Source organism: Lentzea sp. NBRC 102530 (genome assembly GCF_030269365.1).
Classification (GTDB): Bacteria; Actinomycetota; Actinomycetes; order Mycobacteriales; family Pseudonocardiaceae; genus Lentzea.
This window is the reverse complement of the sequence record NZ_BSTF01000002.1, coordinates 6,577-33,569: the sequence shown is the minus strand read 5'-3', so window position 1 is coordinate 33,569 and position 26,993 is coordinate 6,577. Positions and strand designations below refer to the sequence as shown.

The 26,993-nt window shown below is 71.5% G+C and carries 1 protein-coding gene; it reads right to left on the bottom strand.

Features of this window, described 5'->3' with window-relative positions:
• Nucleotides 1-6: 6 nt before the first annotated feature.
• Nucleotides 7-26,964, bottom strand: a complete 26,958-nt coding sequence (locus tag QSK25_RS04145) for a type I polyketide synthase (protein ID WP_285633057.1) — start codon at nt 26,962-26,964, stop codon at nt 7-9.
• Nucleotides 26,965-26,993 lie beyond the last annotated feature (29 nt).

Sequence of the window (26,993 nt, the reverse complement as noted above, 5' to 3'; positions counted from 1 at the left end):
CGTTTCTCAGACGCCGAGCTCCTTGTCGATGAACGCGAAGATCTCGTCGTCGTCGGCGGTGTCGAGCCGGTCGTTGATGCCGTCCTCGCCGTCCGCGGCCGTGTAGCGGGCCAGCAGTGCCTGCAGCCGCTTCACGACGTTGGCGCGCGCGTCGTCGTCCAGTTCGGTCCGCACGGCGACGCCCTCCAGCCGCTCCAGCTCGTCCAGCACCGGCGTGGCCACCTGCTCGGTCAGCCCCAGCTGTTCGCTGAGGTAACCGACCAGGGCGGTCGACGTCGGGTAGTCGAAGATCAGCGTGGCCGGCAGCGCCAACCCGGTCGCCGCGCCCAGCGTGTTGCGCAACTCCACCGCGGACAGCGAGTCGAAGCCGAGCTCGCCGAACGGGCGGTCCGGTTGCACCGCGTCGATCCCGCTGTGCCCGAGCACCGCGGCCACCCTCGCCCGCACCGCGTCCAGCAGCAGCCGGTCCCGTTCCATCGGGCTGACCGCGGCCAGCCTGTGCACCAGGTCCGGCTCGCCGTTCTCCTTCGGTGCAGGCGTGTCCGCCGCCCCGGTCAGCTCCGCGAGCAGCGGGGCCGGCCTGGCCGAGGTGAACACGGCGGAGAAGAGCGTCCAGTCCACGTCGGCCAGGGTGATCGTGGTGTCCTGCTGCGCCATCGACTCGCGCAACGCGGACACCGCGCGCTCGGCGGACATCGCGGTCACGCCGCGGCGGCGCAGGTGTTCCGCCACCTCTTCGTCCGCCATCCCGCCGTCCGCCCACGGACCCCACGACACCGACAGCGCCGTGAGCCCTCGGGCTCGCCGCGACTCGGCCAGTCCGTCGAGCGCGGCGTTCGCGGCCGAGTACGCCGCCTGCCCGCCACTGCCCCACGTGCCGGCGATGGACCCGAACAGCACGAACGCGTCCAGCTCCCGCTCGCCCAGCAGGTCGTCGAGGTGCCGGGCGCCGTCGACCTTGGCCGCCAGCACGGCGCCGAACTCGGTCAGGTCGTGGTCCTCGATCGGGCAGAACAGGTCGGTGCCCGCCGCGTGCACGACGGTGTCCGGCGGGTACAGCTCCACCAGCGACTCGACCGACGACCGGTCGGCGACGTCGCACGCCAGCACGGTCACCTTGGAGCCCAGTCCTTCGAGCTCCGCGACCAGGTCCAGCGCACCGGGCGCATCCGGCCCGCGGCGCGAGGTGAGCACCAGGTGCTCGGCGCCCGCGCCCGCCATCCACCGGGCCACGTGCCCGCCCAGCGCACCCGTGCCGCCGGTGATCAGCACCGTGCCGCGCGGCGACCACTCCTCCGCACCTGCCTGCGCGGGTGCGGCGGCGAGCCGGCGGCCGAACACGCCGTCCGGCCGGATGGCGACCTGGTCCTCGGTTCCCGTCAGGACACCGGCGAACCGGTCCAGCACCGTCTCGTCCACGGTGGACGGCAGGTCGACCAGGCCACCCCAGCGGTCGGGGTGTTCCAGCGCGACCACTCGGCCGAGGCCCCACAGGCCCGCGGCCACCGGGTCGACGCTTTCGTCGCCCACGGCCACGGCACCGCTCGTGACGCTCCACAGCGGAGCGTCGACGACGGCGTCCCCGAGCGCCTGCACCAGCACGACCATGGACGCGGCGTCGTCGACGAACGACAGCACCCCGTCGGCCGGTCCTTCGGCCATCAGCAGCTCGGACAGCAGCGTGCGGTCGGTCGACGCGCTGACCGGGACGATCTCGACACCCCGTGCGGTCAGGCCCGTGAGCACCACCGGGTCCGCCTCGCCGACGGCGAGCCAGCGTCCGGTCGCGGCCGCACCGGTCTCGACCGGCGTCCACCCCACCCGGTAGCGGCTGCTTGCCTCCACCGAGCGGCGCTTGGTGCCGCTCCCGAGCCAGAAGTGCTCGTGCTGGAACGCGTACGTGGGCAGGTCGACCCGCCGCGCACCCGTTCCCGCGTAGAACTTCGCCCAGTCGACCTCGACACCGCGGGCGTGCACCTTGCCGAGCGCGGTCAGCAGCGACCGCGTCTCGTCCCGGCCCTTGCGCAACGCCGGGACGAACTCGGGCCCGCCGCCCAGGGCGGACAGCACCGCGTCCGGGCCGAGTTCCAGGAACGTCGACACACCGCGTTCGGTGAGCTCCGCGACCGCGTCCGCGAACCGGACCGTGCCGCGCACGTGCCGCACCCAGTACTCCGGGTCCGTCACCTCGCCCAGCATGGCGATCTTCGGCTCGTGGAACGCGAGTTCCGTGACCACGGCGCGGAAGTCGTCCAGCATCGGGTCCATCAACGGCGAGTGGAACGCGTGCGACACGGCCAAGCGCTTCGACTTGCGGTCCGGGAAGAGTGCGATCACCTGCTCGACCGCGGCCTCGTCGCCGGCGACGACCACCGCGTCCGGCCCGTTGATCGCCGCGAGCGAGACCAGGTCACCCAGGTGAGGCGTGACCTCGTCCTCGGTGGCCTGCAACGCGACCATCGCCCCGCCCTCGGGCAGCGCCTGCATCAACCGCGCACGGGCACTGATCAACGTGGCCGCGTCCTCCAGGGACAGCACACCGGCGACGTGGGCCGCCGCGATCTCACCGATCGAGTGCCCCGCCAGGAAGTCCGGCCTGACGCCCCACGACTCGACGAGCCGGTACAAAGCAACTTCCAGCGCGAAGATCGCCGGTTGCGTGAACTCGGTGCGGTCCAACTCCTCGTCCCGCACATCAACCAGAGCAGCAACCTCGTCGAACGCCTTGGCGTACACGGGGAACGCCTCGTACAGCTCACGGCCCATGCCGACCCGCTGACTGCCCTGACCGGTGAACAGGAACGCCAACCGGCCCGGCACCACCGTCGCGGGTGCGACCGCGGCCAGTTCACGAACGAGTTCGTCCTGGTCGGCGGCGACCACCACGGCCCGGTGGTCGAACCGGGCCCGCGTCGTCGCGAGCGAGAAGCCGAGGTCCGTCAGGTCCACCGGCTCCGACGCGGCCAGGCGTTCCGCCTGCTCCCGCACCGCTTCCGGCGTCTTCGCCGACAGCACCACCGGCACCAGCGGCAACGGCGTGCGCTCGACCTTCGCCGGCTCCCCTGCGGGAGCCTGCTCGAGGATCGTGTGCGCGTTGGTCCCGCCGATGCCGAACGACGACACCGCGGCGCGGCGCGGCCGGTCGACGGCGGGCCAGTCGCGCGTCTCGGTCAGCAGGTCGACGGAGCCGGAGGCCCAGTCGACGTGCGGGGTGGGCTCTTCCGCGTGCAATGTCTTGGGCGCGACACCGTGCTGCAGCGCCATCACCATCTTGATCACGCCACCGACGCCGGCCGCGGCCTGCGAGTGACCGATGTTGGACTTCAAGGAGCCCAGCAGCACCGGCTCGTCGCGGTCCTGACCGTAGGTCGCGAGCAGCGCCTGCGCCTCGATCGGGTCGCCGAGCGGGGTGCCGGTGCCGTGGCCCTCGATCACGTCGACGTCCGAAGTGGACAGACCGGCGTTCGCCAGCGCCTGCCGGATCACCCGCTGCTGCGACGGACCGTTCGGCGCCGTCAACGTGCTCGACGCGCCGTCCTGGTTCACCGCCGACCCCTTCACCACCGCGAGCACCTGGTGCCCGTTGCGGCGCGCGTCCGAAAGTCGTTCCACCAGCACCATGCCGACGCCCTCGGACCAGCCGACGCCGTCCGCGGAGGCCGCGTAGGCCTTCGACCGGCCGTCGGCGGAAAGCCCGCGCTGGCGAGAGAAGTCGACGAACGTCTCGGGCGTGGCCATCACGGTCACACCACCGGCCAGTGCCAGGTCGCACTCACCGGACCGCAGCGCCTGCACGGCCCAGTGCAGGGCGACGAGCGACGACGAGCAGGCGGTGTCGACCGTGACCGCCGGGCCTTCCAGCCCGAAGGTGTAGGAGATCCGGCCGGACACGACGCTGCCGGAGGTGCCGGTGCCGAGGTAGCCCTCGACCTCGTCCGGGATGGAGTCCAGCCCGGTCGCGTAGTCGTGGTACATCAGGCCGGCGAACACACCGGTCCGGCTGCCGCGCACCTTCGCCGGGTCGATGCCCGCGCGTTCGAACGCCTCCCACGAGGTCTCCAGCAACAGGCGTTGCTGCGGGTCCATCGCGAGGGCTTCACGCGGCGAGATCCCGAAGAACGCGGGATCGAACTCGTCGGCGTCGTGCAGGAAGCCGCCGGAGCGGGTGTAGGTCTTGCCGATGGCACCGGGGTCCGGGTCGTACAGCCCGTCGATGTCCCAGCCGCGGCCGGTCGGGAACCCGGTGATCGCGTCCTGGCCGTCCACCACCAACCGCCAGAGGTCCTCCGGCGACGTGACGCCGCCGGGGAAGCGGCAGGCCATGCCGACGATCACGATCGGGTCGTTGTCGACGACCCGCACCGGCACGACCGCCTCGACGACCTCTTCCTCACCCACGAGTTCGGTGCGCAGGTGCGTCGCCAGTGCGATCGAGGTCGGGTAGTCGAACACCACCGTCGCCGGCAGTCGCAGACCCGTCGCGGCGCCGAGCGCGTTGCGGAGTTCGACCGCGGACAACGAGTCCAGGCCCATCTCGACCAGTCCACGCCCCGGCTCCACCACGTTCTGGTCGCGGTAACCGAGCACGGTCGCCACCTGCGTGCGGACCAGGTCCAGCAGCAGACGGTCCTGCTCCTCGGTGGACAGTCCGACCAGCTGCTTCGACCACTGCCGCGACTCCGCCGACGACTTGGCCGCCGTCCGGCGCTTCGGCACCCGCACCAGACCCCGCAGCAGCGTGGGAACGTCGGCGCTGGTCCTCAGCACGGCGGTGTCGAGCTTCATCGGCACGACCAGGGCCGCGTCCGTACGCAGGGCGGCGTCGAACAACGCGAGACCGTCCGCGATCGGCAGCGCGGGCATGCCCGCCCGGGCGATCCGGGCCAGGTCCGCGGCCGACAGGCCGGCGCCCATGCCCGTGGTCTGCTGCCACACGCCCCAGGCCATCGACACCGCGGGCAGGCCGTGCGCCCGGCGGTGAGCTGCCAGGCCGTCGAGGAACGTGTTGGCCGCCGCGTAGTTGCCCTGTCCGGGAGCGCCGAGCACACCCGACGACGACGAGAACAGGACGAACATCGCCAGGTCCCGATCGCGCGTCAGCTCGTGCAGGTGCCAGGCGGCGTCGGCCTTCGCGCCGAACACCGCGGCGAAGCGTTCCGGCGTCAGCGACTCCAGCACGCCGTCGTCCAGCACACCGGCCGTGTGCACCACACCGCTCAACGAGTCGATGTCGGCGATCACGGCCGCGAGGGCGTCACGATCGGACACGTCGCAGGCCACCACGTCGACCTGCGCGTCCAACTCGGCGACCAGCTCGGCCGCACCCGGTGCGTCCAGGCCGCGGCGAGAGGTCAGCACCAGGTGCCGAACTCCGTGCTCGGTCACGAGGTGACGTGCGAACTCCGCGCCCAGCCCACCGGTACCACCGGTGATCAACACGGTGCCTTCGAGCGGCACGGTCTCGGCGGCCGGCGCGACGGCGACGAGCCGCGGCACGAAGACCCGGCCAGCCCGCACCGCCGTCTCCGGTTCGCCGCTGATCGGTGGCGTGCTCGCCGGATCATCGGTGTCCACCAGCAGGAACCGGTCCGGGTGTTCGGACTGCGCGGTGCGGATCAGGCCGGACACCGCGGCGTGCGCTAGCGACGTCACGTCCTCCCCCGCCACCGACACGGCCCCGGAGGTGACGACCACGAGCTGGTCGCGGTCGCTCGCGAGGAACGCGTGCAGCTCGGCCAGCACGGCGGCGGTCACCTCGTGCAGGTCGCCCGCGGGGACCACCAGCACGTCGGAGGCCTGCTCGAAGTCCTCGGCCGGCAACTCGGTCCACTCGACCTTGTACAACGGGTCGGCGGCCTTGCGCACAGTGCTGATCTCCCGCAACGTCAGCGAGTCGGCGCGCAGCACCGGGGCACCGGCACCGTCGGCGACCAGCACCGACACCGAGCCGTTGCCCTGGGGCGAGATCCTGGCCCGCAGCACGGCGGCTCCCGACGCGAACAGGTGCACGTCGTTCCACGAGAACGGAATCATGCCGGTCCCGGTCTGCCCGATCCCCAGCGCGTGCAGCACCGAGTCGAGCAACGCCGGGTGCACTCCGAACTCGGCGGCCTGACGCAGCTCCGACTCGGGCAGCGCGACCTCGGCGTACAGGTCGTCGCCCGACTTCCACGCGGCCTTCAGACCGCGGAACACCGGCCCGTAGGCCAATCCACCAGCGGCCAGTTCGTCGTAGAGATCAGCGATCTCCACCGCGGTCGCGCCCGCCGGCGGCCACGCGCCCAGCTCGAAGTCCGCTGCGTCGGACTCCGTCAGCACACCGACCGCGTGGGTCGTCCAGACGTCACCCTCGTTCGTCAGCACGGACACCGACCGCCGACCGGCGTCCAGCTCCCCGACCGACACCCGCACACTCGCACCGGCGTCGGTCAGCACCAGCGGCTGCTGCAACAGCAGCTCTTCGACGTGTCCGCAGCCGACCTCGTCACCGGTGCGGACCACCAGTTCCAGCAACGCCGTTCCCGGCACCACCACGGATCCGGCCACCACGTGGTCGGCCAGCCAGCGGTGCGTGCCGAGCGTCAGCTGCGCGGTGCCGACCACTCCACCGTCGGGCATCGGCAGCACCGCGTCCAGCAGCGGGTGCACGGCCGAACCCCGCCCGGCGACGTGGCCGGAGCCCTCCAGCCAGAACCGCTCGCGCTGGAACGCGTACGTCGGCAGCTCCACCCGCCGCGCACCGGACCCCGCGAAGTACGCGGCCCAGTCCACCGCCACGCCACGGCTGTGCAGCGCACCGACCGCCTGGACCAGGGTCCTGACCTCGGAACGGTCCTTGCGCAGCCCGGCGACCAGCACCGCGTCCGTCACGCTCTCGGCACCCATCGCCGCGAGCACACCGTCCGGACCCAACTCCAGGAACGTGGAGACTCCCCGGCCTTCCAGGGTCGTGATCGCGTCGGCGAACCGCACCGCCTCGCGAACGTGCCGCACCCAGTACTCCGGGTCCGTCACCTCGCCGAGCATGGGGATCCGGGGCTCGTGGAACGTGAGTTCCGTGACGACAGCACGGAAGTCGTCCAGCATCGGATCCATCAGGGGCGAGTGGAACGCGTGCGAAACACTGAGCCGCTTCGACTTCCGGTCCGCGAACCGCGCCACCACGGCCTCGACCGCGGCCTCATCACCCGCGACGACGACCGAGTTCGGCCCGTTGATCGCGGCGATGGACACCAGCTCGGTCAGATGCGGCAGGACCTCGTCCTCGGTGGCCTGCAACGCCACCATCGCACCGCCCTCGGGCAACGCCTGCATCAGCCTCGCCCGAGCCGAGATCAACGTGGCCGCGTCTTCCAGCGACAGCACACCGGAAACGTGCGCGGCAGCGATCTCACCGATCGAGTGCCCGGCCAGGAAGTCCGGCCGGACACCCCACGACTCCACCAACCGGAACAACGCCACCTCGAGCGCGAAGATTGCCGGCTGCGTGAACTCCGTCCGATCCAGCTCCTCATCCCGCACGTCGACCAGAGCAGCGACCTGGTCAAAAGCCTTGGCGTAAGCGGGGAACGCGTCGTACAGCTCACGGCCCATCCCGACCCGCTGGCTGCCCTGACCGGTGAACAGGAACGCCAACCGGCCACCGACCACCGACCCAGACGACAGGTTCCGCAAACCAGCACGCAGATCCTCGTGGTCCGCCGCGACCACCACAGCACGGTGCTCCAGCACCGCACGGGTCGTCACCGACGAGAACCCGAGGTCCGTCAGGTCACCGGAGTAGTCCAGCAACTGGTCCGCCTGGGCCTGCAACGCCTCGGGAGTCTTGCCGGACAACACGACCGGCACCACGGCAGGAGCGACCCGCTCCGCCACAGCACCCTCGACCACCGGAGCCTGCTCCAGAATCGCGTGCGCGTTCGTTCCGCTGTAGCCGAACGACGACACACCGATCCGGCGCGCGTGACCCGTCTCGGGCCACGGCACGGTCTCCGTCGCCAGCTCGACCGCACCGGCGCTCCAGTCGATCTGCGCGGACGGCGCGTCCACGTGCAACGTCTTCGGCACGACCCCGTGCCGCATGGCCAGCACGGCCTTGATCACCGCGGCCACACCCGCGGCCGCCTGCGTGTGCCCGATGTTCGACTTCACCGAACCGAGCAACAACGGCGTCCGGCGGTCCTGGCCGTAGGTCGCCAGCAGCGCCTGGGCCTCGATCGGGTCACCCAACGCGGTACCCGTGCCGTGCGCCTCCACCACATCGACGTCCGAAGTGGACAGACCGGCGTTCGCCAGCGCCTTGCGGATCACCCGCTGCTGCGACGGACCGTTCGGCGCCGTCAAACCGTTCGAAGCACCGTCCTGGTTCACGGCGCTGCCCCGGATGACGGCCAGCACCTCGTGTCCGTTGCGCTGGGCGTCCGACAGCCGCTCGACGAGCAGCATGCCGGCACCCTCGCCCCACGACGTGCCGTCAGCACCGTCCGCGAACGCCTTGCACCGCCCGTCCAGCGCGAGCCCGCGCTGCCGGGAGAAGTCCACGAACGCGGCGGGCGACGACATGATCGTCACACCACCGGCCAGCGCCAGGTCGCACTCACCGGTGCGCAGCGCCTGGGCCGCGAGGTGCAGCGCCACCAACGAAGAAGAGCAGGCCGTGTCAACCGTGACCGCAGGGCCCTCGAAGCCGAACGTGTAGGAGATGCGGCCCGAGAACACGCTCGCCGCGGTGCCGGTGCCGAAGTAACCCTCGACCTCAGCCGGCAGCGACGTCAGCTGCGAGCCGTAGTCCTGCCCGTTGGTGCCGGCGAACACACCGACCTGACCGCCGCGCAACGAGGTCGGGTCGATCCCCGCCCGCTCGAACGCCTCCCACGAGGTCTCCAGCAACAAGCGCTGCTGCGGGTCCATCGCCAGCGCCTCACGCGGCGAAATGCCGAAGAACACCGGGTCGAAGTCACCGACACCGTCGACGAACGCACCCTCGCGGGCGTACGACTTGCCCACCGCGTCCGGGTCCGGGTCGTAGAGGTCCGCCAGGTCCCAGCCCCGGTCGGTCGGGAACCCGGTCACCGTGTCGACACCGTCGAAGACGAGGTCCCACAACTGTTCGGGAGACGTGACCCCACCGGGGAACCGGCACGCCATCGCGACGATCGCGATCGGCTCGTCCGTCCGGACCGCGGCCGTCTCCACCACCTCGGCCTGTGCGCCGACGAGCTCCGACCGCAGGTGCTCGGCGAGCACGACCGGCGTCGGGTAGTCGAACACCAGCGTGGCCGGCAGTTTCAGCCCGGTCGCGGTGGCGATCGCGCCGCGGAACTCCACGGCGGTCAGCGAGTCGAAGCCGAGGTCCTTGAACGCCCGTCCGGAGTCGACGGCGTCGTCCGCACCCAGCACGGCGGAGACCTGCTCACGCACCAGCTCCACCAGCAGGTGCCGCTGGTCGCTCTCGGACAGACCCCTCAACCGAGCCAGCACGTCGGGGTTGCCGACCGGGCCGGACGACAACGCCTTGCGCACCTGGGGAAGGTCCGCCAGCAGCGGGCTGGGGCGCACGGACGTGAACAGCGGGGCGAACTTCTCCCACTCCACGTCCGCGACCACCACCGCGCCGGCGTTCGACCCGACCGCGCGCCGCAACTCGGCGAGCGCCAGATCCGGCGCCATCAAACGGATGCCACGCGCCCTCAGGTGCTCTTCAGCACCGCCTTCGGTGGCCATACCGCCGTCGGCCCACGCACCCCAGGCAACCGACACGGCACTCAGTCCATGCGCCCGGCGCGACTCGGCCAACGCGTCCAGGTAGGCGTTCGCGGCCGCGTAGGCGGCCTGGCCACCCGCACCCCACACACCGGCGATCGACGAGAACAGCACGAACGCGTCCACGTCGCCGACCAGCTCGTCGAGAAGCCTGGCGCCGTCGACCTTGGCCGCCAGCACGTTCCCGAACTCGGTCAGGTCCTGCTCCGCCAACGGCGAGAAGATCTCCACACCCGCCGCGTGCACGACGGCGTCCGGCGGATACTCCGCCAGCACCGCCGCCAGCGCATCCCGATCCGCCACGTCACAAGCCACCACCGTGACGGGAACGTCCAGCTCCGCCACCAATTCCGCTGCGCCAGGAGCGTCCATGCCCCGGCGAGACGTCAGCACCAGGTGCTCGGCACCCGCACCCGCGAGCCACCTCGCCACCCGGCTGCCGAGCGCACCCGTGCCACCGGTGATCAGCACCGTCCCTCGCGGCGACCACTCGGTGGTACCGACGCTCGTGGAGACGAGCCTCCTGCCGAACACACCGTCCGCCCGGATCGCGACCTCGTCCTCGCCACCCGTCAGGACGGCGACGAGCCGGTCCAGCACCTTCTCGTCCACAGTGGACGGCAGGTCGACCAGGCCACCCCAGCGGTCGGAGTGCTCCAGCGCGACCACCCGGCCGAGGCCCCAGATCTGCGCCGGCTCCGGGACGACCACGACGTCGTCACGACCGGTCGACACCGCACCGCGGGTCACACACCACAGCTTCGCATCGAGGTCACGAGCCAGCGAGACCGTGTCGAGCACGTCCGCGCACAACGACAACACACCGTCGAAATCGCTCTCCGGCACCGAACCCGGACCCGCGACGACAACGTCAAGACCCCGCGCGACGAGTCCGTCGACCAACGCCGACTCGTCCTGATCAGCAACGACCAACCAGCGACCCGAGATCTGCCCGGAGACGGTGACCGGCCGCCACTCGACCCGATAGCCCCACCCGGAATCACGCGACTCCGCGCCGAGCCAGAACCACTCGTGCTGGAACGCGTAGGTCGGCAACACGGTCTTCGTGGCGCCCGAACCGGCGAAGTAGGCCGTCCAGTCGACGTCCTGCCCGCGCTCGTGCAGGACACCCAACGCCCGCACCAGCGTCTCGGCCTCCGGCCGGCCCTTGCGCAGGCCCGCGACCAGCACCGCGTCCGACACGCTCTCCGCACCCATCGCGGTGAGCACGCCGTCCGGGCCCAGCTCCAGGAACGTCGAGACGCCCCGCTCCTCCAGAGTCGTGACCGCTTCGGAGAACCGCACCGTGGCCCGCACGTGCCGCACCCAGTACTCCGGGTCGGTCACGTCGCCCAGCATGGCGATCCGAGGCTCGTTGAACGTCAACTCCGAGACCACGGCCCGGAAGTCGTCCAGCATCGGGTCCATCAACGGCGAGTGGAACGCGTGCGACACGCTGAGCCGCTTCGACTTGCGGTCCGGGAACTGCGCGACCACCTGTTCAACAGCAGCCTCGTCACCCGCGACGACCACGGACGAAGGCCCGTTGACCGCCGCGATCGAGACCAGGTCCGTGAGCAGCGGCAGCACTTCCGCTTCGGTGGCCTGCAACGCCACCATCGCACCACCCTCGGGCAGCGCCTGCATCAACCGAGCACGGGCCGTGATCAACGTGGCCGCGTCTTCCAGCGAGAGCACCCCGGAGACGTGCGCCGCCGCGATCTCACCGATCGAATGGCCGGCCAGGAAGTCCGGTCGGACACCCCACGACTCGACCAACCGGAACAACGCGACTTCGAGCGCGAAGATCGCCGGCTGCGTGAACTCCGTCCGGTCCAGGTCCTCGTCACGAACGTCAACCAGAGCCGCGACCTCGTCGAACGCCTTCGCATAGGCGGGGAACGCGTCGTACAACTCACGACCCATCCCCACCCGCTGACTGCCCTGACCGGTGAACAGGAACGCCAACCGGCCACCGACCACCGAACCAGGAGTCAGGTTCCGCAAACCAGCGCGCAGATCCTCGTGGTCCGCCGCGACCACCACAGCACGATGCTCCAGCAACGCCCGCGTCGTCACCGACGAGAACCCGAGATCCGCGAGATCAGCCGAAACGTCCAGCAGCCGATCCGCCTGGGCCTGCACAGCGGCCGCGGTCTTGCCGGAAAGCACGACCGGCACCACAGGCAGCGGCTTGCGCTCCACGACAGGAGCATCGACCACCGGGGCCTGCTCGATGATCGTGTGCGCGTTCGTCCCGCCGATGCCGAACGACGACACCGCCGCGCGCCGCGGCCGGTCGACCGCGGGCCAGTCCCGCGCCTCGGTCAGCAGCTCGACCGCCCCGGACTCCCAGTCCACGTGCGGGGTCGGCTCCTCCGCGTGCAACGTCTTCGGCGCGACGCCGTGCTGCAGCGCCATGACCATCTTGATCACGCCACCGACGCCGGCCGCGGCCTGCGAGTGACCGATGTTCGACTTCAACGAGCCGAGCAGCACCGGCTCGTCGCGGTCCTGACCGTAGGTCGCCAGCAGAGCCTGCGCCTCGATCGGGTCACCCAGCTTCGTGCCGGTGCCGTGACCCTCGATCACATCGATGTCCGAAGTGGACAGACCAGCGCTCGCAAGCGCTTGCCGGATGACTCGCTGCTGCGACGGGCCGTTCGGCGCGGTCAACGTGCTCGACGCGCCGTCCTGGTTCACCGCCGAACCACGCACCACCGCAAGAACCTCGTGCCCGTTGCGACGAGCGTCCGACAACCGCTCCACCAGGAGCATGCCGACACCCTCGGACCAGCCGACGCCGTCCGCGGAGGCCGCGTAGGCCTTCGACCGGCCGTCCGCCGAAAGCCCGCGCTGGCGCGAGAAGTCGACGAAGGTCTCCGGGGAGGCCATCACGGTCACACCACCGGCCAGTGCCAGGTCGCACTCACCCGACCGCAGCGCCTGGACCGCCAGGTGCAACGCCACCAAGGACGACGAGCACGCCGTGTCGACGGTGATGGCCGGGCCCTCCAGCCCGAACGTGTAGGACACCCGGCCGGACAGCACGCTGCCCGACACACCCGTGCCGACGTAACCGCTGACCTCCTCCGGGATCGTGATCGGCCCGGTCGCGTAGTCGTGGTACATCAGGCCCGCGAACACGCCCGTCCGGCTGCCGCGCACCCGCACCGGGTCGATGCCCGCGCGTTCGAACGCCTCCCAGGAGATCTCCAGCAGCAACCGCTGCTGCGGGTCCATCGCCAGCGCCTCACGCCGGGTGATGCCGAACAGCGCGGGGTCGAACTCGCCCGCGTCGTGCAGGAAGCCCCCGGAACGGGTGTAGCTCTTGCCTGCGGCATCGGGGTTCGGGTCGTAGAGCCCGTCGACGTCCCAGCCGCGGTTGGTCGGGAAGGAGGAGATGGCGTCGGTCCCGGAATCGACCAACCGCCACAGGTCCTCCGGTGACGTGACGCCGCCGGGGAAGCGGCAGGCCATGCCGACGATCACGATCGGGTCGTCGTCGGTGACCCGCACGGGCGCGACCGCCTCGGCGACCTGCTCCTCGCCCACGAGTTCCGTGCGCAGATGTGCCGCAAGTGCGATCGAGGTCGGGTAGTCGAACACCAAGGTCGCCGGCAGTCGCAGACCGGTCGCGGCACCGAGCGCGTTGCGCAACTCCACCGCGGACAACGAGTCCAGGCCCATCTCGACCAGGCCACGCCCCGGCTCCACCACGTTCTGGTCGCGGTAACCGAGAACAGCCGCCACCTGCGTGCGGACCAGGTCCAGCAGCAGACGGTCCTGCTCCTCGGTGGACAGTCCGACCAGCTGCTTCGACCACTGCCGGGACTCCGCCGACGACTTGGCCGCCGTGCGGCGCTTCGGCGCCCGCACCAAGCCCCGCAGCAACGCGGGCACCTCGGCGCTCGTCCTGAGCACCGTCGTGTCGAGCTTCATCGGCACCACCAGCGCCGCGTCCGCGCGCAGACCGGCGTCGAACAACGCCAGCCCGTCCGCGATCGGCAACGCGGGCATGCCCGCCCGGGCGATCCGGGCCAGGTCCGCGGCCGACAGGCCGGCACCCATGCCCGTGGTGCTCTGCTCCCACACACCCCACGCCATCGACACCGCGGGCAGACCGTGCGCCCGGCGGTGAGCCGCCAGGCCGTCCAGGAACGTGTTGGCCGCCGCGTAGTTCGCCTGGCCCGGCGCGCCGAGCGCGCCCGACGCCGACGAGAACAGGACGAACATCGCCAGGTCCAGGTCCTGGGTCAGCTCGTGCAGGTGCACCGCGGCGTCGACCTTGGGCGCGAACACCGTGTCGAAACGCTCCGGCGTCAACGACTCCAGAACGCCGTCGTCCAGCACACCAGCCGTGTGCACCACACCGATCAGATCCTCGACACCCGCGAGCACCGCGGCCAAAGCCGAGCGATCGGACACGTCACAGGCCACGACCTCGACCTGCGCGTCCAGCTCCGCCACCAGCTCGGCCGCGCCCGGCGCGTCCAGGCCACGACGAGAAGTCAGCACCAAACGCCGCACACCGTGCTCAGCGACCAGGTGACGCGCCAACTCCGCACCCAGCCCACCGGTACCACCGGTGATCAGCACCGTGCCGTCGAGCGGCACGGCCTCGGCGGCCGGCGCGACGGCGACGAGCCGCGGCACGAAGACCTTGCCCGCTCGCACCGCCGTCTCCTGCTCACCGCTGATCAGCGGGACGGTCGCGGGATCGTCGGTGTCCACCAGCAGCAGCCGGTCCGGGTGCTCGATCTGCGCCGAGCGCACCAGGCCGGACACCGCGGCGTGCGCGAGCGAGGTCACGTCCTCCCCCGCCACCGACACCGCGCCGGACGTCACCACCACGAGCTGGTCGCGGTCGCTCGCCAGGAACGTCTGCAACTCCGCCAGCACCGCGGCCGTGACCTCGCGCGGGTCGCCCGCGGGGACCACCAGCACGTCGGAGGCCTGCTCGAAGTCCTCGGCCGGCAGCTCCGTCCACCCGAGGGCGTACAGCGGGTCGGCGGCCTTGCGGACCGAGCCGATCTCCCGCAACGCCAGCGAGTCGACGCGCAGCACCGGGGCGCCTGCCCCGTCGGCGGCCAGCACCGACACCGAGCCGTTGCTCGCGAACGAGATCCGGGCGCGGAGCACCGCGGCACCCGAGGCGAACAGGTGCACGTCGTTCCACGAGAACGGCACCGTGCCCGTCCCGGTCTGCCCGATCCCCAGCGCGTGCAGCACCGAGTCCAGCAACGCCGGGTGCACACCGAACCCGGCGGCCTGACGCAGCTCCGACTCCGGCAGCGCGACCTCGGCGAACAGGTCGTCGCCCGACTTCCAGGCCGCCTTCAGACCGCGGAACACCGGCCCGTACACGAGCCCGCTCGCGGCCAGAACGTCGTAGAGATCGGTGATCTCCAGCTCGGTCGCGCCGGCCGGCGGCCACGCGCCCAGCTCGAAGTCCGGCGCCTCGGACTCGGTCAGCACGCCGACCGCGTGGGTCGTCCAGACATCGCCTTCCTGCGCCTGCAGGGTGACCGGCCTGCGACCGCCGTCGAGCTCACCGACCTGCACCCGCACGCTCACACCGGCGTCGGTCAGCACCAGCGGCTGCTGCAACAACAGCTCTTCGACGTGCCCGCAGCCGACCTCATCGCCCGTGCGGACCACCAGCTCCAGCAACGCCGTCCCCGGCACCACCACCGACCCGGCCACCACGTGGTCGGCCAGCCAGCGGTGGGACGTCGTGGACAGCCGCGCGGTGCCCAGCACCCCGCCGTCGGGCATCAGGAAGACGGCGCCCAGCAACGGGTGCTCGGCCGAGTCCTGTCCGACGACCGCGCCGGTGCCTTCGAGCCAGAACCGCTCGCGCTGGAACGGGTAGGTGGGCAGATCCACCTGCCGCGCACCGGACCCCGCGAAGTACGCGGCCCAGTCCACCGGCACGCCACGGCTGTGCACCGCACCGACCGCCCGCACCAGCGACTCGGCCTCCGGGCGGCCCTTGCGCAGCCCGGCGACCAGCACGGCGTCCGTGACGCTCTCCGCGCCCATCGCCGTGAGAACGCCGTCCGGCCCCAGCTCCAGGAACGTCGACACGCCATCGGATTCCAGCGCGCGCACAGCGTCCGCGAACCGGACCGTGGCACGCACGTGCCGCACCCAGTACTCCGGGTCCGTCACGTCACCGAGCATCGCGATCCGAGGCGCGTTGAACGTCAGCTTCGACACCACGGCGCGGAAGTCGTCCAGCATCGGGTCCATCAACGGCGAGTGGAACGCGTGCGAAACACTGAGCCGCTTCGACTTCCGGTCCACGAACCGCGCCACGACCTGTTCGACCGCAGCCTCGTCACCCGCGACGACCACGGACGAAGGCCCGTTGATCGCCGCGAGCGAGACCAGGTCACCCAGGTGAGGCGTGACCTCGTCCTCGGTGGCCTGCAACGCCACCATCGCACCGCCCTCGGGCAACGCCTGCATCAGGCGTGCCCGAGCGGAAATCAACGTGGCCGCGTCTTCCAGCGACAGCACACCGGAAACGTGCGCGGCAGCGATCTCACCGATCGAGTGCCCCGCCAGGAAGTCCGGCCGGACACCCCACGACTCGACCAACCGGAACAACGCGACTTCCAGCGCGAAGATCGCCGGCTGCGTGAACTCCGTCCGGTCCAGCTCCTCGTCACGAACATCAACCAGAGCCGCGACCTCGTCAAAAGCCTTGGCGTAAGCGGGGAACGCGTCGTACAGCTCACGGCCCATCCCGGCCCGCTGACTGCCCTGACCGGTGAACAGGATCGCCAACCGGCCCTCGGAGGCAGCGGTCGACGAGCCGTTGACGACGGTCTCCAGCTCAGCCTTCAGATCATCGGTGACCGCGAGCACGGCCCGGTGCTCCAGCCTGGCCCGGCCGACCGCCAGCGAGAAGCCGAGATCCGTCAGATCACCCGAGTACTCCAGCAACGACGACGCCTGCGCCTGCAACGCTTCCGGGGTCTTACCGGACAGCACCACCGGCACCACGCCAGGAGTGACGCGCTCCACCACAGCACCCTCGACGACCGGGGCCTGCTCGATGATCGCGTGCGCGTTCGTGCCGCTGTAGCCGAACGACGACACACCGGCCCGGCGGGCATGACCCGTCTCGGGCCACGGCACGGTCTCCGTCGCCAGCTCGACCGCACCGGCGCTCCAGTCGATCTGCGGCGACGGCGCGTCCACGTGCAGCGTCTTGGGCACGACCCCGTGCCGCATCGCCAGCACCATCTTGATCACCGCGGCGACACCGGCGGCGGCCTGCGTGTGCCCGATGTTCGACTTCATCGACCCCAGGAGCAGCGGCACCTCGCGGTCCTGGCCATAGGTGGCGAGAAGAGCCTGCGCCTCGATCGGGTCACCCAACGCGGTACCGGTGCCGTGCGCCTCCACCACGTCGACGTCCGAAGTGGACAGCCCGGCGTTGGCCAGGGCCTTGCGGATGACGCGCTGCTGCGACGGACCGTTCGGCGCCGTCAGGCCGTTGGAGGCGCCGTCCTGGTTGATCGCGGTGCCACGAATTACGGCCAGCACCTTGTGACCGTTGCGCTGGGCGTCAGACAGCCGCTCCACGAGCAGCATGCCGACACCCTCGCCCCACGCCGTCCCGTCGGCCCCAGCGGCGAACGCCTTGCAGCGCCCGTCGGCCGCGAGTCCACGCTGCCGGGAGAAGTCGATGAACGCGGCAGGCGACGACATGATCGTCACACCACCGGCCAACGCCAGCGAACACTCACCGTTGCGCAGCGCCTGCACCGCCAAGTGCAACGCCACCAACGAAGACGAACACGCCGTGTCGACCGTGACCGCAGGACCCTCAAAGCCGAACGTGTACGAAATGCGACCGGAGAACACACTCGCCGCGTTACCGGTGCCGAAGTAGCCTTCCAGCTCCGCCGGCACCGTCCCGACCTGCAGTGCGTAGTCCTGGCCGTTGGTGCCCGCGAAGACACCGACCTGGCCACCGCGCAACGAGGTCGGGTCGATCCCCGCCCGCTCGAAGGCTTCCCACGAGGTTTCCATCAACAGGCGCTGCTGCGGGTCCATCGCCAGCGCCTCACGCGGCGAGATCCCGAAGAAGGCCGGATCGAAGTCGCCGACACCGTCGACGAACGCGCCCTCGCGGGCGTACGACTTCCCCGCGGCGTCCGGGTCCGGGTCGTAGAGGTCCGCCAGGTCCCAGCCGCGGTCGGCCGGGAACCCGGTCACGGCGTCGCGGTGGTCGAGCAGCAGCTGCCACAGGTCCTCCGGGGACGTGACGCCACCGGGGTACCGGCACGCCATCGCCACGATCGCGATCGGCTCGTCGGACCGGACGGCCGTCGTGTCGAGCGCCTCGGACTCGACACCCACGAGTTCCGACCGCAGGTGCTCGGCCAGCGCGGCCGGTGTCGGATAGTCGAAGACCACCGTGGCGGGCAGTTTCAGCCCGGTCGCGGTGGCGATCGCGCCGCGGAACTCCACCGCGGTCAGCGAGTCGAAGCCGAGGTCCTTGAACGCGCGTCCGGACTCGACGACGTCCTTGGCGCCCAGCACGGCGGAGACGTGCTCGCGCACCAGCTCCACCAGCAGGTGCCGCTGGTCGTTCTCGGACAGGTCCCTCAACCGGGCCACCACGTCCGCGTTCCCGGCCGGAACGGAGGACAGGGCCTGACGCACCTGGGGAAGGTCCGCCAGGAACGCGCTCGGCCGCACGGAGGTGAACAGCGGGGCGAACTTCTCCCACTCCACGTCCGCGACGACCACCGCACCGGCGTTCGACCCGACCGCGCGCCGCAGCTCCGCAAGCGCCAGCTCCGGCGCCATCAAACGAACACCACGCGCCCGCAGGTGTTCCTCGGTGTCGCCTTCGGTGGCCATGCCACTCTCGGCCCAGCCACCCCAGGCGACCGACGTCGCGGTCAGCCCCCGTGCCCGGCGCGACTCCACGAGACCGTCGAGGTAGGCGTTGGCGGCGCCGTAGGCGGCCTGGCCGCCACTGCCCCAGATGCCCGAGATCGACGAGAACAGCACGAACGCGTCCACGTCGCCGACCAGCGCGTCGAGGTTCCTGGCGCCGTCGACCTTCGCGGCCAGCACGGTCTCGAACTCGGCCAGGTCCTGCTCCGCCAGCGGAGCGGAGATCTCCACGCCCGCCGTGTGCACGACGGCGTCCGGCGGGTACTCCGCCAGCACCGCGGCCAGCGCGTCGCGATCCGCCACGTCACAGGCCACCACCGTGACGGGAACGCCCAGCTCCGCTACCAGTTCGGCCGCGCCGGGAGCGTCCAGGCCCCGGCGAGACGTCAGCACCAGCCTTTCGGCACCCGCACCGGCCAGCCATCGCGCGACCCGGCTGCCGAGCGCACCCGTACCGCCGGTGATCAGCACCGTGCCGCGCGGCGACCACTCGGTGGTGCCGACGCTCGTGGAGACGAGCCTCCTGCCGAACACACCGGACGGCCGGATCGCGACCTGGTCCTCGCTGCCCGCCAGCACCGCGACCAGGCGGTCCAGCGCCCGGTCGTCCAGCTCCGGCAGGTCGACCAGACCACCCCAGCGGTGCGACTGCTCCAGCGCGGCGGCCCGGCCGAGGCCCCAGATCCGGGTCAGGTCCGGATCGACCACGACGTCGTCGCGGCCGGTCGACACCGCGCCGCGCGTCGCGCACCACAGCTTCGCATCGAGGCCGCGCACCAGCGAGATCGTGTCGAGCACGTCCGCGCACAACGACAGCACACCGTCGAATTCGCCGTCCGGCAACGAATCCGGGCCCGCCACGACCACGTCGAGGCCACGCGCCACCAGTCCGTCGACCAACGCCGACTCGTCCTGGTCAGCGACCACCAACCAGCGTCCCGAAACCCGCCCGGAAACGGTGACCGGCCGCCACTCGACCCGATAGCCCCAGCCCGAATCACGCGACTCCGCGCCGAGCCAGAACCACTCGCGCTGGAACGCGTACGTCGGCAGCTCCACCCGCCGGGCGCCGGACCCGGCGAAGTACGCAGCCCAGTCGACCTCGACGCCACGGGCGTGCGCCGCGCCGACCGCCCGCACCAGCGACTCGGCCTCCGGCCGGCCCCTGCGCAGCCCGGCGACCAGCACCGCGTCCGTGACGCTCTCCGCGCCCATCGCCGTGAGGACACCGTCCGGCCCCAGCTCCAGGAACGTCGAAACGCCCCGGCCTTCCAACGTCGTGATCGCGTCGGCGAACCGCACCGCCTCGCGAACGTGCCGCACCCAGTACTCCGGGTCGGTGACGTCGCCCAGCATCGGAATCCGGGGCTCGTGGAACGTCAGACCCGAGACCACGGCCCGGAAGTCGTCCAGCATCGGATCCATCAACGGCGAGTGGAACGCGTGCGACACGGCCAGCCGCTTCGACTTGCGGTCCGCGAACTGCGCCACCACCTGCTCGACCGCGGCCTCGTCACCGGCGACGACCACGGACGAAGGCCCGTTGATCGCGGCGATCGAGACCAGCTCGGTCAGGTGAGGCGTGACCTCGTCCTCGGTGGCCTGCAACGCCACCATCGCACCGCCCTCGGGCAACGCCTGCATCAACCGCGCACGGGCGCTGATCAGCTTCGCCGCGTCCTCGAGCGACAACACCCCGGCGACGTGCGCGGCAGCGATCTCACCGATCGAGTGCCCGGCCAGGAAGTCCGGGCGCACACCCCACGACTCCACCAACCGGAACAACGCCACCTCGAGCGCGAAGATCGCCGGCTGCGTGAACTCCGTGCGGTTCAACGTCTCCTGGTCGTCGATCCGCACGTCGACCAGGTCACTGACCTCGTCGAAGGCGTCCGCGAAGACGGGGAACGCCTCGTACAGCTCCCGGCCCATGCCGGCCCGCTGGCTGCCCTGACCGGTGAACAGGAACGCGAGCCGGCCGCCGGTCGCGGGCTCGGACTCGCCGCGCAGCACGGTCTCCAGTTCCGCGCGCAGGTCGTCGGTGACCGCGAGCACCGCCCGGTGCTCCAGCCGGGCCCGGCCGGTGGCGAGGGAGAACCCGAGGTCCGTCACGTCACCGGAGTAGTCCAGCAGCGCGGAGGCCTGCGCCCGCAACGCCGCGGAAGTCTTGCCGGACAACACCACCGGCACCACGGCCGGCGTCAGCCTCGTCGCGGCGGGTGCCTCGGCGACCGGCGCCTGCTCCAGGATCGCGTGCGCGTTCGTACCGCTGAACCCGAACGACGACACACCCGCCCGCCGCGGCCGGTCGGCCTCCGGCCAGTCCGTGGTCGACGTGGCCAGGTCGATCGCCCCGGCCGACCAGTCGACCTCGGGCGTGGGCTCGTCCACGTGCAACGTCTTCGGCACGATCCCGTGCCGCATCGCCAGCACCATCTTGATCACCGCGGCGACACCGGCGGCGGCCTGGGTGTGCCCGATGTTCGACTTCATCGAGCCCAGCAGCAGCGGAACCTCGCGGTCCTGGCCGTAGGTCGCCAGCAGCGCCTGCGCCTCGATCGGGTCACCGAGCGCGGTACCCGTGCCGTGCGCCTCCACCACGTCGACGTCCGAAGTGGACAGACCGGCGTTCGCCAGCGCCTTGCGGATCACCCGCTGCTGCGACGGACCGTTCGGCGCCGTCAAACCGTTCGACGCACCGTCCTGGTTGATCGCGGTGCCACGCACCACGGCCAGCACCTCGTGACCGTTGCGCTGGGCATCCGACAGCCGCTCGACGAGCAGCATGCCGACACCCTCGCCCCACGCGGTGCCGTCGGCCCCAGCGGCGAACGCCTTGCAACGCCCGTCGGCCGCGAGCCCGCGCTGCCGGGAGAAGTCGATGAACGCGGCAGGCGACGACATGATCGTCACACCACCGGCCAACGCCAGCGAACACTCACCATTGCGCAGCGCCTGCACCGCCAAGTGCAACGCCACCAACGAAGAAGAACACGCCGTGTCGACCGTGACCGCAGGACCCTCAAAGCCGAACGTGTACGAAATGCGACCGGAGAACACACTCGCCGCGTTACCCGTGCCGAAGTAGCCTTCCAGCTCCGGCGGCAACGACGTCAGCTGCGCGCCGTAGTCCTGGCCGTTCGTACCGGCGAAGACGCCGACTTGACCGCCCCGCAACGAGGTCGGGTCGATCCCCGCCCGTTCGAACGCCTCCCACGACGTCTCCAGCAGCAACCGCTGCTGCGGGTCCATCGCCAGGGCCTCACGCCGGGAGATCCCGAAGAACGCCGGGTCGAACTCCCCCGCGTCGTGCAGGAACGCGCCCTCGCGGGCGTAGGTCTTGCCCGCCGCGTCCGGGTCCGGGTCGTAGAGGTCCGCCAGGTCCCAGCCGCGATCCGCCGGGAAGCCGGTCACCGTGTCGACGCCCTCGAAGACGAGGTCCCACAACTGCTCGGGAGACGAGACGCCACCGGGGAACCGGCACGCCATCGCCACGATCGCGATCGGCTCGTCCGTGCGGACCGCCGTCGTGTCCACCGCCTCCGCCTGGCCGCCGACGAGCTCCGCCCGCAGGTGGTCGGCCAGCGCGACCGGGGTCGGGTAGTCGAACACCACCGTGGCCGGCAGCGCGAGCCCGGTGTCCGCCGCGACCACGCCGCGGAACTCCACGGCGGCCAGCGAGTCGAACCCGATCTCCTTGAACGCCTTGTTGGGCTCGATGGCCTCGCCGGAGGAGTGACCGAGCACGGCGGCGGCGTGCCTGCGCACCAGGTCGAGGACGACGTGGCGCTGCTCCTGCTCGCCGAGTCCGGTCAGCTTGGCCGTCAGGCCCGCTCCCGCGTCCTTGCGCACGCCCGCCGCGAGGGCCTCCTTGGCCTGCGGCAGGTCCTGGAACAGCGGGCTGTGCCGTTCGGAGGTGAAGACCGGCGCGAACCGCGCCCAGTCGACGTCCGCGACGGTCACGACGGTCTCGTCCAGTGCGACGGCCTTGCGCAGCGCGCTGAGCGCCAGCGCCGGGTCCATCGCGCGGACGCCGCGCAGCCGCAGGTGTTCCTCGGTGTCCTCGACCGTCGCCATGCCCGCGCCGGCCCAGGCACCCCAGGCCACCGACAACGCGGTCAGGCCACGCGCCCGCCTCGACTCCGCGAGGCCGTCCAGGAAGGCGTTGCCCGCACCGTAAGCGGCCTGGCCGCCACTGCCCCACGTGCTGGCGATGGACGAGAACAGCACGAACGCGTCCACGTCGCCGACCAGCGCGTCGAGGTTCGCGGCGCCGGCCGCCTTGGCGGCGACGACCGCGCGGAAGCCGTCCGGGTCCTCGGCGTCGAGCGACACCAGCGAGTCGACGCCCGCGGCGTGCACGACGGCGTCCGGCGGGTACTCCGCCAGCAAGGCAGCCAACGCGTCGCGGTCCGCCACGTCACAGGCCACCACCGTGACGGGAACAGCGAGCTCCGCCACCAGTTCGGCCGCGCCGGGAGCGTCCATGCCCCGGCGGGAGGTCAGCACCAGGTGCTCGGCGCCCGCGTCCGCGAGCCAGCGGGCCACCTGCGAGCCCAGCGCACCCGTACCGCCGGTGATGAGCACCCTGCCGCGCGGAGTCCACTCCGCGCCGCCCGCCGCGGAGGCCTGCACGAGCCTGCGGCCCAGGACGCGGTGACCGCGCAGGGCCACCTGGTCCTCGTCGCCGGTGAGCACGCACGCGAGCCGGTCCAGCACGCGGCCGTCCACGACGGCGGGCAGGTCGACCAGACCACCCCAGCGGTCGGGGTGCTCCAGCGCGGCCACCCGGCCGACACCCCAGATCTGGGTGAGCGCCGGGTTCACCTCGTCGGCGCGTGCGGCGGACACCGCGCCCCGGGTGGCGCACCAGAGCTTCGCTCCGATGCCCGCGTCCCCGAGCGCCTGGATCAGCACGACGGTCTCGACGACGTCGTCGCACAACGCCAGCACGCCGTCGACGGGACCGGCGGCGGCCAGCGTCTCCGCCAGCGCCACCCGGTCGGCCGACGGGTCGACCCGCACGAGGTCCAGACCGAGGTCGAGGTCCGTGCGGGAGACGAGCAGCCAGCGGCCGGTCGCCCTGGTCCCGCCCTCGGCCAGCCGGCGCCACTCGGCGCGGTAGCGCCACGAGTCCACGATGGAGGAAGAGGCCCAGCCGCGGCGCCACTTCGCCAGCACCGGCAGCAGGTCGGCGAGCGCGGCGGAGTCGGGCAGCGACAGGGAGGCGGTGAGCGAGTCCAGGTCCTCGCGGTCGACGGCGGCCCAGAACTCGGTCTCGTGCCGGTCGACGGAGGTGGGCGCGGACTGGCCGACGAGCCAGAAGCTCTCGCGCTGGAAGGGGTAGGTCGGCAGGTCGACCCGGACCGCGCCGGTGCCCTCGTAGAAACCGGCCCAGTCCACGCGCAGACCGCGCACGTGCAGCCGGGCGAGCGCCGTCACGAGCGAGCGGACCTCGGACCGGTCCCTGCGCAGCACCGGGATGAGCTCGCTGTCGGGCGCGGACTCCGCGGCCATGGCGGTGAGCACGGCGTCGGGGCCGAGTTCGAGGAACGTCGAGACGCCCTTGGCCTTCAACGTCTCCACGGCGTCGGCGAACCGGACGGGCTCGCGCACGTGCTGCACCCAGTACTCGGGCGAGCACAGCTCCTCGGCCGTCACGACCCGGCCGGTCACGGTCGACACGACCGGCACGCGCGGCGCCGAGTAGTCGAGGACCTCTGCGACCCAGCGGAACTCGTCGAGCATCGGTTCCATCAGCGGCGAGTGGAACGCGTGCGACACGGTGAGCCGCTTGGACTGCCGGTCGGGGAACGCCGCGACGACCTCGGCCACCGCGTCCTCGTCACCGGCGATGACGACCGAACCCGGCCCGTTGATCGCGGCGATCGAGACGAGGTCGTGCAGGTGGGGCAGCACTTCTTCTTCGGAGGCGCGCAGGGCCACCATCGCGCCGAGGGCGGGCAGCGCCTGCATCATCCGGCCGCGGGCGGCGACGAGCGCGGAGGCGTCGTCGAGCGACAGCACCCCGGCGACGTGCGCGGCGGCGATCTCGCCGATCGAGTGCCCTGCCACGAAGTCCTGCCGCACGCCCCAGGACTCGAGCGTGCGGAACAGCGCGACCTCGATCGCGAACAGGGCGGGCTGGGTGTACTCGGTGCGGTCCAGCGGGTCCGCGTCGTCACCGAAGACGACGTCGCGCAGCGGCACGTCGAGGTGCGGGTCCAGGTGGCGGCACGCCTCGTCGAACGCCTGCGCGAACACGGGGAGCTGCTCGTGCAGCTCCCGTCCCATCGAGAGCCGCTGGCTGCCCTGACCGGTGAACAGGAACGCGAGCTTGCCACCGGTGCCGCTGCCGGTCAGCAGACCGGGCGAGGAGGTGCCGTCGGCGAGCGCCTGCAGCGCCTGCCGGAAGTCGGAGGGGTCCGCGCCGAGCACGACGGCGCGGTGTTCGAACGGGACGCGCGTCGTGGCGAGCGAGCAGCCGACGTCCACTTCGGACAGTTCGGGCCGCGCGTCGAGGTGCGCCAGCAGGTGCCGGGCCTGGTCGCCGAGAGCCTCCACCGTCTTGGCCGACAACACCCACGGCAGCACGCCCGCCGGGCGTTGCGCCTCCGGCCGCGCGACGGGTTCGGGGACGTACTCCTCGATGATGGTGTGCGCGTTGGTGCCGCTGATGCCGAACGCGGACACGCCGGCCCGCCGCGTGCGCTCGCCCACCGGCCACGGCGCGGCCTCGGTGAGCAGCTCGACCGAGCCCGCGGACCAGTCGACGTGCGGGGACGGCCGGTCGACGTGCAGGGTCTGCGGCAGGCGTTCGTTCTGCAACGCCATGACCATCTTGATCACACCGGCGACGCCCGCGGCGGCCTGCGTGTGACCGAGGTTCGACTTCAGCGATCCCAGCAGCAGCGGCTTGTCGCGGTTCTGCCCGTAGGTGGCCAGGATGGCCTGGGCCTCGATCGGGTCGCCGAGCTTGGTGCCGGTTCCGTGCGCCTCGACGACGTCGACGTCCGCGGTGGACAGACCGGCGTCGACGAGCGCCTGGTGGATGACGCGTTGCTGGGACAGCCCGTTCGGCGCGGTGAGGCCGTTCGAGGCGCCGTCCTGGTTGATCGCCGTGCCCTTGACGATGGCGAGCACGGGGTGCCCGTTGCGCTGGGCGTCGGAAAGCCGCTCCAGCAACAGCATGCCGACGCCCTCGGACCAGCCGGTGCCGTCCGCGTCGGAGGAGAACGCCTTGCACCGGCCGTCGGGCGCGAGCCCGCGCTGGCGACTGAACGCGACCAGCGACCCGGGGCTCGCCATGATCGCCGCACCGCCGGCGAACGCCAGCGTGGCCTCGCCGCGGCGCAGCGTCTGCACCGCGAGGTGCAATGCCACCAGGGAGGCCGAGCAGGCCGTGTCGACGGTGACCGCGGGACCTTCAAGTCCCAGCGTGTAAGCGATGCGACCGGACGCGACGCTGGCGGTGTTACCGGTCAGCAGCGTGCCTTCGTGCTGCTGCGCCTCGTGCAGGCGGGGGCCGTAGTCCTGCTGCTCGGCACCCACGTAGACGGCGGCCGCGCTGCCGCGCAGGGTGCCGGGGTCGATGCCCGCCCGCTCCAGCACCTCCCACGAGGTCTCCAGCAGCAACCGCTGCTGCGGGTCCATCGCGATGGCCTCGCGGGGTGCGATGCCGAAGAAACCGGCGTCGAACAGGTCGGCGTCGTGCAGGAACCCGCCTTCACGGGTGTAGGTCGTGCCCTGCCGCTCGGGGTCGGGGTCGTAGAGGTTCGCGAGGTCCCAGCCGCGGTTGTCCGGGAACTCGCTGATCGCGTCGCCGCCGTCCTCGACGAACGCCCACAGGTCTTCCGGACTGTTGAGGCCACCGGGGAAGCGGCAGGCCATGGACACGATCGCGATCGGCTCGTCGGACGCCGTGTTGGCGGCGGGCGGCAGGATCGGGGCCGCGGACAGTCCCAGCGCCTCGGCCCGCAGGAACGTCGCCACCGCCTCCGGCGTCGGGTAGTCGAACGCCAGCGTGATCGGCAGGTGCAACCCGGTCGCCGCCGTCAGCTTGGCGTGCAGGTCCACCGCCGCGATGGAGTCGAACCCCAGCTCGAGGAACGGCCGGTCGGGCGGGATTTCCTGCGTCCGGCGGAGCACGGCGGCCGAAGCCTGCGCCACGAGGTCGACGAGCAACTGGTGCTGCTCGGCTGCCGGAGCGTGCACGAGTCGTTCCCACGACTCCGCAGCGTTGGTGGAGGTGGACGTGTTGTGCTCTGGCTCGTTCAACGTGACGCTCCACAATCCGAAGGCAGAAA